The sequence below is a fragment of the Acidobacteriota bacterium genome (assembly GCA_009838525.1).
Classification (GTDB): domain Bacteria; phylum Acidobacteriota; class Vicinamibacteria; order Vicinamibacterales; family UBA8438; genus VXRJ01.
On record VXRJ01000018.1, the window covers coordinates 601,923 to 615,025 of the forward strand.

11 protein-coding genes and 2 tRNA genes are annotated in these 13,103 nt (G+C 66.9%); 10 read left to right on the forward strand and 3 right to left on the reverse strand.

Translation table 11 applies throughout. The features are described 5' to 3' along the window. Positions 1 to 16 precede the first annotated feature (16 nt). Complete coding sequence (locus tag F4Y45_08540; GenBank protein MXY24556.1) at positions 17 to 1,468, reverse strand: hypothetical protein; 1,452 nt, start codon at positions 1,466 to 1,468, stop codon at positions 17 to 19. A gap of 85 nt (positions 1,469 to 1,553) precedes the next feature. Here F4Y45_08540 and F4Y45_08545 point away from each other — a divergent pair, with 85 nt between their 5' ends. The 3 genes from F4Y45_08545 to F4Y45_08555 all read left to right on the forward strand — a co-directional run bounded on the left by F4Y45_08545 (position 1,554) and on the right by F4Y45_08555 (position 5,994). After that, positions 1,554 to 2,180 (forward strand): RNA polymerase sigma factor, encoded by a 627-nt coding sequence (locus F4Y45_08545; protein MXY24557.1) that lies wholly within the window; start codon positions 1,554 to 1,556, stop codon positions 2,178 to 2,180. Between the two features lie 185 nt (positions 2,181 to 2,365). Further along, positions 2,366 to 5,077 carry a serine/threonine protein kinase gene (locus F4Y45_08550; GenBank protein MXY24558.1) on the forward strand — a complete coding sequence of 904 codons (2,712 nt, stop codon included), beginning with the start codon at positions 2,366 to 2,368 and terminating at the stop codon, positions 5,075 to 5,077. After that, a complete protein-coding gene (locus F4Y45_08555; GenBank protein MXY24559.1) occupies positions 5,074 to 5,994 on the forward strand; it encodes a hypothetical protein in 921 nt (306 codons plus the stop codon). The genes F4Y45_08550 and F4Y45_08555 overlap by 4 nt, the downstream gene beginning before the upstream one ends. Positions 5,995 to 6,067: 73 nt before the next feature. Here F4Y45_08555 and F4Y45_08560 read toward each other — a convergent pair whose 3' ends face one another. Beyond that, positions 6,068 to 7,075, reverse strand: coding sequence for an SDR family NAD(P)-dependent oxidoreductase (locus F4Y45_08560; protein ID MXY24560.1), 1,008 nt, complete (start codon positions 7,073 to 7,075; stop codon positions 6,068 to 6,070). Positions 7,076 to 7,270: 195 nt separating this feature from the next. Between F4Y45_08560 and F4Y45_08565 the strand changes: the two genes are divergently transcribed. Then, positions 7,271 to 8,293 carry a hypothetical protein gene (locus F4Y45_08565; protein ID MXY24561.1) on the forward strand — a complete coding sequence of 341 codons (1,023 nt, stop codon included), beginning with the start codon at positions 7,271 to 7,273 and terminating at the stop codon, positions 8,291 to 8,293. A gap of 36 nt (positions 8,294 to 8,329) precedes the next feature. Here the strand turns inward: F4Y45_08565 and F4Y45_08570 are convergent, their stop codons facing one another. Further along, positions 8,330 to 8,653 (reverse strand): hypothetical protein, encoded by a 324-nt coding sequence (locus tag F4Y45_08570; GenBank protein ID MXY24562.1) that lies wholly within the window; start codon positions 8,651 to 8,653, stop codon positions 8,330 to 8,332. A gap of 211 nt (positions 8,654 to 8,864) precedes the next feature. On the opposite strand from F4Y45_08570, the gene F4Y45_08575 reads away from it, so the two are divergent. The 6 genes from F4Y45_08575 (at position 8,865) to F4Y45_08600 (ending at position 13,097) form a co-directional block, all read left to right on the forward strand. Further along, positions 8,865 to 9,836: a bifunctional riboflavin kinase/FAD synthetase gene (locus tag F4Y45_08575; GenBank protein ID MXY24563.1), complete on the forward strand. Its 972-nt coding sequence runs from the start codon at positions 8,865 to 8,867 to the stop codon at positions 9,834 to 9,836. After that, entirely contained in the window at positions 9,833 to 11,263 is a 1,431-nt protein-coding gene (locus tag F4Y45_08580; GenBank protein MXY24564.1) for a cysteine--tRNA ligase, read from the forward strand. The genes F4Y45_08575 and F4Y45_08580 overlap by 4 nt, the downstream gene beginning before the upstream one ends. Before the next feature lie 92 nt (positions 11,264 to 11,355). Beyond that, a complete protein-coding gene (locus tag F4Y45_08585; GenBank protein ID MXY24565.1) occupies positions 11,356 to 11,739 on the forward strand; it encodes a YraN family protein in 384 nt (127 codons plus the stop codon). Between the two features lie 81 nt (positions 11,740 to 11,820). Continuing rightward, positions 11,821 to 11,895, forward strand: a tRNA-Gly gene (locus F4Y45_08590). Positions 11,896 to 11,933: 38 nt separating this feature from the next. Further along, a tRNA-Cys gene (locus F4Y45_08595) sits at positions 11,934 to 12,007 on the forward strand. Positions 12,008 to 12,038: 31 nt separating this feature from the next. Then, positions 12,039 to 13,097, forward strand: a complete 1,059-nt coding sequence (locus F4Y45_08600; GenBank protein ID MXY24566.1) for a Zn-dependent exopeptidase M28 — start codon at positions 12,039 to 12,041, stop codon at positions 13,095 to 13,097. Positions 13,098 to 13,103: the final 6 nt, after the last annotated feature.

Sequence of the window (13,103 nt, forward strand, 5' to 3'; positions counted from 1 at the left end):
GGTGGCCTGCGCTACATCACGGCTCGAGAATCGTTGCGGCCGAATCGGTCAGCTCCACGATGTGCAGTCCGGTATCCGCCCGGTCCGCCAGGTAGATCAACCCGCGGTCATCGACCTCGACGTTGTTCGTCTGGATGGCGATCTGGCACGTCTCGACGCCATCGATGGTGGCGCAGCGCTCGGCCGTCCGTTCGGTGGTGGCAGGTATGTAGTACGCCACCTCGGCCATGTTGAACGGGTCGCGGATGTCGATGACTCTGGCTCCCGCGTTGAACCACGAGACAACCATCAGCTTCCCGTAGAACGGGGGCTCCATGGACCACTGCGGCGCATGCGGTCCGAACCGGCCGCCGCGCTCACAGAAATCGCCGCTCGATTCGTCCACCTGAAAGGTCCCGATCGGCAAGGGGTGCGCCTCGTCCGTGATGTCGAGCATGAGGGTGACGTGGCGTGTCTCCTGGCACCGGTTGGCGGTTGATTCGGAGACGACGAACAGGAAGTCGCGTGTGGCGTTGTCTCGGTTGCCGGCGTAGTCGGCAATCTCCACGTCGAGCAGCGGCATCGCGGTGTGGGCGCCCCAATAGGACGGCAGATCGACGCGGCCGATCTGCGGGTAGGCGAGGGCGCCGGGGCTCGTCCCGAGCGGCGCGGCGGCAGCGGGGTCCCCGTTCAGCAGCCGCTCGCGGTCGAGGATCTGGACGGCGCCGTCGGCGGACGTGCCGTACGCCATGTAGACGCGATTGCCCAGGATGACCGCCTCGTGCAGGCCCGATCCCCCCGGTATGGGTCCGCTCGCGTCGGGCTGGACACCGGGCAGGCTGAAGTCGCGGATCCGCCGCGGAGCGGCCGGGTCAGCCAGATCGAAGACCTGCAGTATGCGCGGCGCGCGCCAGCCGTCGACGGTCCCGACCAGATAGGCGACGCCGGTGTCGCACTCCCACCAGTTCTTGTGGGTGTGTTGTTCGCCGGACGGAGTGCGGCCCATATCGGCCGCCGTGCTCACGAACGCCGGGCTGGCCGGATCGGTGACGTCCCAGACTTCGTGGCTGATGTTCCCGTTCGACCGCAGCAGATAGAAGCGGCCGGTGTCCGCGCCGGGGAGCCGGTCGCCCTCGCACACCTGGACCATCTGCGCGCCGCTGGTACCACCGGTCGCGGGAATGTGGGCGAGGTAGACGGGAGCGGCGGGGTCGGTGACGTCGACCACCGACGTGCCATTGGCTTCAACGGCACCGGTCAGCGGATTCAGCGCCTCGCCGGCGTGGTGGCCGATGTACGCGATGCGACGCTCACCTTGCCGGACCGGCAGCGGCTGATAGGCGGAGCGCCCCTGGAGGTCGCTCATGCCGACGAGCCGGGAGTTGAAGCTCTCCTCGCCATGGCCGGTGTTTGCGGGCTGCGCGAGGGCGTGGCCGGCGACAACGACAACCAGGAACGCAGCGAGCCTAGGGAGAATCCAACGGTTCATAGTGACCTCCCGTCAGTAGATCCTGCCCAACTGTAGCGCCTTGTGCCGCAATCAACCGGCTTTGCCCGAAGCGACGTTACGGGGCATGATCACTCCTGGCATGGTACCGAAAAGGGCTTCTGCTTCGTCGAAGTCCTTCCACCAAACGGACACCGGCAATTCAAGTGAAGGGCACCTGCTGGCACAGGCCCGGCGCGGCAATCGATCAGCCTTGGACGCGCTGTTTGAGCGGTACAGATCCTGGCTCCGCCGGTGGGCGCGGGGCCGCCTGCCGGGGTGGGTGCGCGATGGTATCGATACCAGTGACGTGGTCCACGACGCACTCTGCCGCACCTTCGCCCGTCTGGAGTCGTTTCGGTCGAATCGGAGCAGCGCCTTGCGTGCGTACCTGCAGCACGCAGTGGAAAACCGTATTCATGACCAGTTGCGGCGTGCTCAACGACGCTCGGTCACGAACATCCAGGATGACGTCGTCTGGGTTGCCGGGGGTGGCGGATCGCGCCACGACCAGGTTCTCGACGACGAAGGGTGGCAAGCCTACCGGCATGGACTGGCGCGCCTCACGGACCGCGAACGCCGTCTGATTGTGGGTCGCCTGGAGATGGGCTACAGCCACCGCCAGCTTGCCTTCATAGAGGGTCTTCCAAGCAGTGACGCGGCGCGCAAGGCTCTGGGGCGGGCATTGAGAAGACTCATTGACGTCGTCGATTGAGTGAGCGCAACGGAGGCAACCACCCTCCGAGCCCCACCGCAGCCCCCGATTTGCGCATCGACCCGGACCGGCGGTTGGCCTGCGCCCTCTAACAAGGCGCCGGCCGTCCGGTTCCAGTTGGGTTGGACGTCAATACAAGTAGATCCGGGTAGTGCGAGTAGTCGCTGGGGGGTAGGGTCCGCCGGATGTCAGACAGCGATACCAGGGACGTCGTGGACGACGCGATCGATGCCGTCACCCTGAATCAGGACGTTCAGTGGGAGCGGTGTGCGAGGCTTGCCACACCCGTTGAACGTCGCGCGCTCGACAGGCTCCACCGGTTTACCCGGCTCTTCAGGTCCAGCGAGGCCACCGGACCCGGGTCGGCGACCTCGTCAGCCCCGCTCCGGTTCTCAAGCGGTTTCGCTCGCCGTGGCGTCCACATCCTCATGGCCCTTGCCGCGGTCGAGCTGCTCTTCACGCTGTCGCTGCTGCCGTGGCACTGGGACAACTACCATCAGGCGCACGGCGAAGTCGCCGTCTTCATGACGCTGCTGTTCGCCAGCCATGGCGTCAGTGCGGTCCTGCTGCTATGGGCCGGCCGCGATGACCAGCGGACCTGGTTGCTGGGCAGCTATTTCCTGTTCAGGGCCACGGTAGCGCCGCTCCACATGCTCCCGGCTTTTTGGGGACAACTGCCGTCGGCCGAATTGCTAGAGGCATCGGTTTTGGATGTGCCCGCGCCGGCCAGGATCTTCCGGCTCCTGTTCGCGTATCCCCTGGCGTTCGCCGTCGCGCCCGCGTTCCTCTGGGCGTTCGCCAGACAGTGCCCGCGGATCCATCGCAGGACCGGACTTGACGACCTCGCGCGCCACATGGTTCCCGTCAGCGTGGCGCTCGGTTGCGCCATATGCATCGCCTTGACGTTGGTGTACCTGGCCGGGACGGTCACGGACGCTGTCAACGATTCGCACTACTTAGCGGTTCTCGACGTAGCCATCGCCACCCCGAACGTCCTGTCGCTGGCCGCGGTCTTCGTCATCGCGTTGCGTGCGCGCACGGCGGCGGCCGACGAGGTTAGGCGCGTCATTCTGTTCAGCGCCGCGTTTCTGATGTGGATGGGCCTGGCGACGGCATACGACGTCGTCGAGGCATTCTCGCCGGGATTCTGGCTGTCCAACTATCAGCCGGGTTCGGTCCCCCAGCTTGTTCAACCGTTGCGTTTTCCCGGGATGATCCTGCTCTGGTACTCCGTGCTCGCGGTGCGCGTGCCCCACCCTCGCGAGTTGATTCGAGCGGGCTACAGGCGGCTGCTACTACGTCCGGGCCTGCTCGGCCTAGCGGTAACGGCGCCGCTGTTTGGCCTCGGCTGGCTACTGGTCAGCACTCCCGAGCGCGAGGTCGGCGCGGTCATCGCCGATCCACTGGCCCAGGCATTGGTCGTCGCCGCCGGAGTCATGTTGTTGGTCGTGCTCGGCCGCGAACGACTCCTGCAACGCCTGGATGCATGGATCGATCCCGCGACCGTGGATCAGGCGCCGGTACTTGCAGCCGCTGCCACTTCCTTGGCGAGAGCGGAGCGCGTAGCCGAGATCGGCCGAACGGTGACAAGGGCGGTCAAGCACGGCTGCGGCTCGCCCTCGACACTGCTCGTCGCCGACGAGGCACGGCACCGTTTTCAAGGGCCGGATGCCGCCGTTGCAGCGCTGCCGAGGACGTCGGCAATCGCCCAGATGCTGGAAACGGGCGGTGGCGCGTTGCGTGTCTGCCCCGGGAACCCGGAATCTGTCTTCGATCTGCTGCCGCCCGACGAGGCGGCATGGGTATTGGAGACGGCCGCCGACGTGCTCGCGCCGGTTCCCGGACCCGGCACTCAGATCGTCGGGATCGTCCTCGTGGGACGGCGTTTCGACGATCGGATTGTCCGCGCTGCCGACGTTCCGTTTCTCGAAGTCGTGGCGTCCGCAACTGGGCAAGCGGTCACGCGTCTGCAATTGCAGCAGGGAACGCAAACTCGGCTGCCGGAGGTTGCACTAGCGCTTGAATGCCCCGACTGCGGCTGCGTGACCGGGGGCGATGAACTGCCCGCGTGCGACTGTGGGGCGGTGTATGTCGTGACAGAGGTTCCGAGGCTTCTCGCAGGTAAGTATCGACTGACGCGGCGGCTGGGCGCTAGCGGAATGTCGTCGGTCTATCTGGCGTGGGACTTCAGCCTGCAGCGCGACGTGGCAGTAAAGACGCTGGGCAGGCTATCGGAGTCGGGCCTTCTCACGCTGAAACCGGAAGCGTGGGCCATGGCGAGGGTGGCGCATCCCGCGTTGGCCGAGATTCACAGCGTCGAGTCCTGGCGGGGACGCCCGTTCCTCGTCGTCGAGTTCCTACGCGGGGGCACGCTCGCCGATCGGCTTTGCAAGGGGTCGATTCCGGGACCCGAGGCGGTTGCCCTCACCATCACTCTTGCCGAGGCTCTCGGCACCTTGCACGAAGCCGGCTATCTCCACGGCGACGTCAAGCCGAGCAACATCGGGTTCACGTCGAACGGCTTGCCGAAGCTGCTCGACTTCGGTCTGGCCCGAGGGCCGAACGATTTGAGAGTCGCAGGTGGCACGCTGCGCTATCTGTCACCCGAGGTTCTGGAGGGGCGGCCAGCCGACGAACCGGACGATGTGTGGTCCCTGTGCGTGGTCTTGTACGAAATGGTGGCCGGTGGTCATCCGTTTGCCGCGAACGATGTTGACGGCGTGGTGGACCGCATCCGGCATCAGCGGGTGAACTCACAGGCACGTCCGGCCTCGGGTTCGGACGCGTCGTTGCGCGTGGCAACGTTCGCGGGATGGCTGCTGACGGCGCCCCGCTCGGCGCGACCGACATCCGCACGCGCGCTTGCCGACGCGCTTCGGGAGGCACCAATCGCATGACCACTCCACTGCGAATCGTCTTGATGGGCCTGCTTGTGCTGCCGCCGTTCGCCGCAGCGCAGGTCGAAGAGATCGACACCGTGCCGCGCCTGCCAGGGGGGGCGCCGGACCTTCAAGGCATCTGGCTTCGGCAGAGCAGCACACCGCTGGAACGCGAGGCCTCCGTTGCTGACAAGGCAGTCCTGACGCCGGAGGAAGCAGAGGCGTATTTGGCGGAGCGCCATGCCGCAATCAACCGCTATCTTGCGCTGGATCTTAATGCCGACTGGCCGTCACTCGGCGAGCTCACGGACCGCCGCACGTCGTTGATCGTCCGGCCTGCGAACGGGCGTCTTCCACCACGAACGCCTGCGGGGCAACGCCGAGCGGACACCCTCGGCCGCGGCCTGCGGGCCCGCGGCGCCGACGATCCTGAAGACCGTGAGTACTTCGAACGCTGCGTCATGGGGCGGTCGATCCCCTTCATCGCGCCCTCATGGGATGAGCGACTTCAGATCTTCCAGACCCCCGACCATGTCGGCCTCCATGATGAAACGGGCGAGTTGCGCCTCATTCCAACCACGCGGCAGGCGGCGCCGCCGCAGTCCATCCGGCAGTGGACCGGAGTCTCACGCGGGAGGTGGGAAGGCGACACACTGGTGATCGAGACCAGCCACTTCAACGGGAAGTGGACGTTCCACGGGGCCGGGCCAAACATGCGCCTCGTCGAGCGCTTCACCAGGGTCTCTGCGACCAAGCTCGACTATGGGTTCACCGTTCACGACGTCGAGTCCTTCGCCGAACCGTGGACCGTAGCCTTCCCCCTCACCCTGGATCCGGGTCCCATCTTCGAGGCCGCCTGCCACGAAGGCAACTACAGCATGGCCCTGATGCTCAGCGTTGCTCGTGCGCAGGAACGCGGCGGAGAGGATAGGTAGCCCCGCCCACCGAACCGACGCCACGACGTCAACTAGCGCCGCGCCGTCGGGCTTGCTCGTCTGACCGCTCCTGCTACTCGTGTCTGGCGAGCCAGTCGCGCAGGTGGGCGACCTCCTCGCCGGCGGACGGATCGAGCTCGGCCTGGTATAGCCGGCTGCGAACGACGAAACGGTCCAGGTCGCCGGGCGGTGTTTCCCGGACGAGGGTCTCCTGAACCTTCCGCCGGAAGAAACCACCCCAGTCCGGCTGACGTCCGTCGACGTCCGTGAACCCGTACTCCTTCGCCAGGGCCCAGCTTGACAGCAACTGGCCGCTCTTCCGTCTCACCCGGGGATCCGCGGCCAGCGCCGCCACAGCGCGACCGACGTAGCAGGGCGTCTCCGACTCGGCGAAGTACGGATCGTCGTCGATGGCCTCACGCCAGTTCGCCTCGGTGACGCCGAAGTGGTCGAGCACCTGTTCCGAGCGCAGAAACCCCGGTGTGATGGCGACAGCCGTCACCGGGTGGGCGTGAAGATCCGACGCCATCGCATAGGCGAGACGGATGACGGCGTTCTTGGCCAGGTCGTAGAACAGGTTGCCGCGGTATCCGAACGTGTCGCCGTCGGTCACCTCCACGATGAGTCCGGCGCCCCGCTCGACCATCAGCGGCGCGCCGTGCCGACTGGTGATGATGTGGCTGTGCACGGCCCGTTCGAGAAGCGTCTGCCCCTGGGAAGTGGAGAGCGTCCAAAAGGGCGATCCCCACTCGGTCAGCGCGTCGCCGCCCCAGATGTCGTTGACCAGCACGTCGAGCCGGCCCTCGTCCGAGCGGACGCGGTGAAACAGACGTTCGACTTCCGCCTCGACCGTATGGTCCGTCCTGATCCAGATGCCGCGGCCACCCTCCGCCGTGACCATCTCCGCCGTCTCCTCGATGGTCTCGGTCCGACCCGCGGTGGCGGGACGGCCCCGGACACTGCGCCCCGTGCAGTAAACGGTGGCGCCCGCCGCGCCCAGCATGCGCGCGATGCCGCGCCCGGCGCCGCGCGTGGCGCCGGCAACGACGGCCACCTGGCCATGAAGGGGTTTGTCGGACATGGTGCGCGGCGGGCGTGGCGTCATTTCGATGGGCGCGAGCCCGCGAAACTACGCGACGTTCAGCGTACCACGCTGCGGCACACACGGGGCGGTGACGCTATTCCGTTGAACCCGAGTCGTTACGGTCCACGGTTGCGACCCGCTCCACCAGGGCGTAGCATGGCCGTAGGGTTGCACAGGTCAGGGAGGGGCAACATGAAGAACCGATCTATCGTCGCGGCAGTCACTGTCGTACTCGCCGGCGGCGTGTTCGCACCCCTTTCGGCAACGGGCCAGGAGACCGCGCCGCGCACCCCGTGGGGGCATCCCGACCTGCAGGGCACGTACACCAGCAAGACCATCACGCCGTTGGAGCGCCCCGCGGGGCTTGCCGACCGCGAACGTCTGACCGCGGAAGAGGTGGCGGACCTGGAGCAGGAAGTCGTCGACCGTAACGCGGAACTGGCGGCCCGGCCGGCGCGGCGGACCGAGGTCACGGAAAGCGTGGACGTCGGAGAAGACGGCGCGCCCGGGTTCTACAACAACTTCTGGCTGGATCGGGGCGTCACGTCGACCGGCCGGACGTCGATAATCGTCGACCCGTCCGACGGCCGACTCCCATCCCTGACGCCGGAGGCGCAGCGGGACGAGGACGCGCGCCTGGCCGAGCGCGCAACCCGGGGGCCGGCCGACACCTGGACCGACATGGACCTCAACGACCGGTGCATGCTCTGGTCGGTGGGGCCGCCGATGTTGCCCACCGGCTACAACAACAACTACCTGATCCTGCAGACGCCCGACTACGTCGTCATCCACGTCGAGATGATCCACGACACACGCATCATTCCGCTCGACGGCCGGCCGCGCCTCGACCGCCCGATCCCGCAGTGGCTCGGCGAGATGCGCGGCCGCTGGGAGGGCGACACGCTCGTCGTCGAAACCCGCAACATCGCCCGCAGCGAGGAAGGCTCGTCGTTCGGCAACGACGTCGTCCGCATTCGCGCGGCCAACGGAGGCCGCACCGAGAGCCTGCGCGTGATCGAACGGTTCACGCGGGTCGACACCGACACACTTCGTTACGAATTCACCGTCGAGGACCCGACGCGCTGGACCCGGCCATGGTCCGGCGAGTTGCCGCTGCGGCGCACCGGCGACTCGCTCTTCGAGTACGCCTGCCACGAGGGCAACTACAGCATCGTCAACATGCTGAGCGGCGCGCGGGCGCAGGAGCTGAGATGAAGTTGCGCCGACCCGGTACATGGCCAACGGTGCTTCTCACCACATCCACTCGAACATGAAGATGACGAGCGGGACGCAACTTGCAATCGGATACAGCGCCGCCGCCTCGCACAGCATCTCCATCGTCGCATCGGGCTCCTCGCGCTCCTGCTCGAGACCTTCCAAGTGACGCAATAACCGATTCTCGGCTGCGAGGGAGCCGGAGATCCAAAAGACAAAGCTAGCTGTCATAGCCACGCGGAACATCGAAGACAAGCCCGGCCCCGCTACGGCGTAGAACAGGATCGCCCCCAGCGCCACGCCGAACAAGATGTAGGCCTGGATGCGGACGCTTCGCAGCGTGCCCAGCTTGTACCGCATTGATCAGTCGGAATATCACGGCCCTGCGGAGCGATCAACCAGCAACACGCGGCGTTCGTTCTCCCCGTAGCCGCCTGCGGTTGCGACGCATCACCTCGAGGCGAGCATGGCATCAGCGAAGGCTCTGTGCGACATCGCGCACGGCACCCTGCGGTACCGATGCAACGTCCGCGAATCCGGTGCCGGCTGACCCGCCAGCACGCGGGCGGGTATCATCCCTGCGACCGTGGACGTCATTCACTACCCGGACGATCCGGCGCCGGCCGTGCGCTGGTCGCAACCCGTTGTCGCACTCGGCAACTTCGACGGCGTGCACCGCGGCCACGCGAAGATCCTGGAAGAGGTGTACCGCCGGGCGGCGGCCCGTCGGACGACGCCGGCGGTCCTGACGTTCGATCCGCATCCGTCCCGCGTGGTCCGGCCCGATCGGGCGGCGCCGCTCATCATGACGATGGCCCAGAAACTGGAGGCGTTCGCGGCGGCGGGCATGGCTGGAACCGCGATCGTGCGCTTCACCAAGGCGCTGTCACAGTGGGATCCCGATCGCTTTGTCCGGACCGTGCTGGTGGAATGGCTGCAGGTGGGGGAGGTGTGCGTCGGCGCTAACTTCCTTTTCGGGCGCAACCGGAGCGGGAACTTCACGCTGCTGCGCGAACTGGGCGCCCAATACGGATTCGAGGCGGAGAAGGTCGAGCCGGTTCGCTACAAGGACTTCGTCGTGAGCAGCACGCGGCTGCGACGGCTGATCGCCGACGGCCGGGTCGACGAAGCCGGCGCCCTGCTGGGGCACCACTACACCCTGGACGGCAGGGTAGAGCAGGGCGACGGCCGGGGACGCGGCCACGGCATCCCGACGGCCAACCTCCGGACCGACAACGAACTGCTTCCCGCGGACGGTGTCTACGCAACGACCGCCGTGATTGACCGCGTGCTGCACCCATCGGTGACCAACGTCGGTGTCCGTCCGACCTTTGGCGAGGGCGGGCCGCGGACCATCGAAACCCACCTTCTGGACGGTGGCGGGGATGGCGCACCGGTCGATCTCTACGGAGTGCCCCTACGCCTCGCGTTCGTGCAGCGCCTGCGGGACGAGCGGACGTTCGCTGACGCGGCGGCCCTCCGGAGGCAGATAGACGACGACTGCGCGCGGGCGCGCACCCTGTTCCGACAGATTTCCCTATGACCGTGACGCCGCTTCGTCTTTACAACACGCTCACGCGCCAGGTCGAACCGTTCGCGCCCCTGCGCGACGACACCGTCCGCATGTACGCCTGCGGCCTGACCGTCTACGCGCGGGGACACATCGGCAACTTCCGGACGTTCGTCTGCCTCGATCTGCTTCGCCGCACGCTCCGGCATGTCGCCGGCTATCGGATGCAGCAGGCGATCAACTTCACCGACGTGGACGACAAGACCATCGCGGGGGCCCGGAAGGCGGGGGAAGAGCTGCGCGCGTACACCGACCGCTACATCGACGCCTGGCGGGAAGATGCGGAGGCGCTCGGCCTCGAGCCGGTCGAGGAGAACCCCCGTGCCACCGACGACGTGAACCTGCGGGCGATGGGCGAGATGGTGCAGCAGCTCGAGTCGCGCGGCCACGCCTACCGGAGCGACGGCTCGACCTACTTTCGTATCGCATCGCTGCCGGAATACGGCAAGCTGGCCCGCCTCGACCATGCCGGCATGCAGGACGGCGCGCGGATCGACAGCGACGAGTACGCCAAGGAGACGGCCCGCGACTTCGTGCTTTGGAAGGCCTCAGGGCCGGACGAGCCGAGCTGGGAGGTCGGTGTGGGGCCAGGCCGTCCAGGCTGGCACATCGAGTGCTCGGCAATGGCGCTACGCCTGCTGGGCGGACCGCCCATCGACATCCATGCCGGCGGCGTCGACCTGATCTTCCCCCACCACGAGAACGAGATCGCGCAGGCGGAAGGGGCGACGGGGGAGCCCTTCGCCCGCTGGTGGGTCCATGTCGAGCATTTGCTGCTCGGCCGGGACGTAAAGATGTCGAAGTCGCTCGGCAACGTCCTGACGGTACGCGACATCCTCGATGAGGGACATCGCGCCTCGGCGCTTCGCTACGTCCTACTGTCGACGCACTACCGTAAGCAGTTGCGCTTCGACTGGAGCAGTCTCGCGCAGGCGGAAGAGGCGCTCCGGCGACTGATGGACTGTCTCGCCCGCGTGGAGGCGGTGACCGCGCCGGGCGGACATCCCGAGACCGCCCAACTGCTGGCCGCGGCACAGGAGGCGTTCGCGGCCCGGCTGCGCGACGACCTCAACGTCCCGGGAGCACTGGGCGCGGTTTTCGAGCTGGTTCGCGAGGTCAACGGAGCCATCGATCGCGACGAACTGGGCACGGACGACGCGGCGCGCGTGGGCGAGACGTTCGACCGGTTCGACGACGTGCTTGGGGTGATTGCCCTACGGAAAAGGGAAGAAGCGGCCCCGCCAGTGGATGCCTCGGAGATCGAAACATTGATCGAGACGCGCCGGCAGGCGCGGCGGAACCGTGATTTCGCCGAGGCGGACCGGATCCGAGACGATCTCGAATCACGCGGGATCGTCTTGGAGGATACGCCCGCAGGCACGCGCTGGAAGCGAAAATAGCTGCCGCGCCCTGACTCCTCGGACGGGAATCCGTAGCCGGAACGGCCCGCTGGCCAAGCTCTGGCACGCTTCTTGCGTCAACCCTCGGCGTCATGCCGGGCTCGCAGCAGGATCGTCTCGGTCGCCGGGGGGAAGACCTTGCCTGCGAGGAGTTGCGTCGCCGCGGATACGCCATCCTGGCACGCCGCTTCCGAACCCGTCACGGCGAGATCGACATTGTCGCCAGAGAAGGCGATGTACTCGTGTTCGTCGAAGTAAAGGCGCGCTCATCCTCTCGATTCGGTGGGGCACGTTCGGCAGTCAACTGGCCAAAGCAGCGGAAGATCGCGATGATGGCGCAGCGCTACTTGAAGCGCGTTGGATGGTCGATGCGCCCATGCCGCTTCGATATCGTGGCGATTCAGCAGCACAAGGACGGACGCCCGCCGGAGGTGGCGCTGATTCGGAATGCGTTTACCGCGGAGGGAGCCTGGTAACCGTGTGTGTTGGAGGCGGCTGTGCCGTCCTTGCTGGCGGACCGCTGGTGTGGTAGGTTGAATCCACGTGGCTCGGGACGGGCGGGAATAACTCAGTGGTAGAGTGCGACCTTGCCAAGGTCGAAGTCGCGGGTTCGAATCCCGTTTCCCGCTCCATTCTCCGTCGCCCGTTCAGCCCACGCTTCCGGTTCGACGGCGCCGTCGCCAAGTGGTAAGGCAGAGGTCTGCAAAACCTCCATCCCCGGTTCAAATCCGGGCGGCGCCTCCATTCCATCCAGGCTCGTAACGCTGGTTGACAAATGACGGTGACACCCTTCGTGCCTGCTCCGACTGTAATTGCCGCGACGAACGGCGCCAGCCGAACGGCGGAGTGGGCAACCGTGGTTGCCGACAGGGGAACGTCAATTCGCCAGCAACGCCATGGCACCCGCCGACAAATGCACCGCGCCGCCGGGCTGACGATCGTCGCGACCCTCACGCTGGCCGCGCCGGCCGCTTCGCAGCCCGACGAGCAGAGGCTCGTTGCCGATGCTCAACGCCTTTTGGCGCCCTCCAACGCCGAGCGGATTGCTGCTCTCGAAGCACTGCTCGACCAGCGTGGTCTGTCCTACGTCGCGCACGAGTTTCCCGGCCCGCGCGACCGGAACGACTCGCGACAAGTTGGGCGTAACCTGGTTCTGACCTTTGGGACGGGCCTCCCGGCGATCGTCGTCGGGGCGCACGCGGATGCGGCGCAACTTCAGGACGGTTCACTCAGCCACGGCATGGTGGACAACGCCGCGGGCGTCGTTGCCCTCCTCGAATTGGCCGAGTCGCTCCGCGACGATCCACCGGACCGCCAGGTGCGCGTCGTGTTCTTTGACATGGAGGAACTGGGGCTGGTCGGTTCGGAGGCGTTCGTCTCGACCCTCCAGCCGTCCGCGGTCGCCGGCATGATCAACGTGGACATCGTCGGCTACGGGGACACCGTGCTGTTCGGACCTGACGGATCGGACCGCGCCGAACCGCCCGGCGCCGGCGGCATGACGCTGGCGGACCGTGTCCGGCACGTCTGCGCCGGGCAGTCACTCGTCTGCGTGAGCACGCCACGCATGCCGCCGAGCGACGACCGGAGCTTCACCGGCGCCGGCATTCCCAGCGTGTCGATTGCGATGCTGCCGGCAGCTCAGACGCACCAGATCTGGCTGTTGCTCAACGGCGGGGAGCAAAGCGGGCTGCGGGAGGGCTGGGTACCGGAGATACTGCAGACCATCCATACCGACCGGGACACCACCGACCGGCTGGAGCCGCAGACACTCGGCCGCGCGGCGCGGTTACTGACTCAGCTCGTTCGGGACTTCGCGGCAGACGGCGGCTGACCGCGG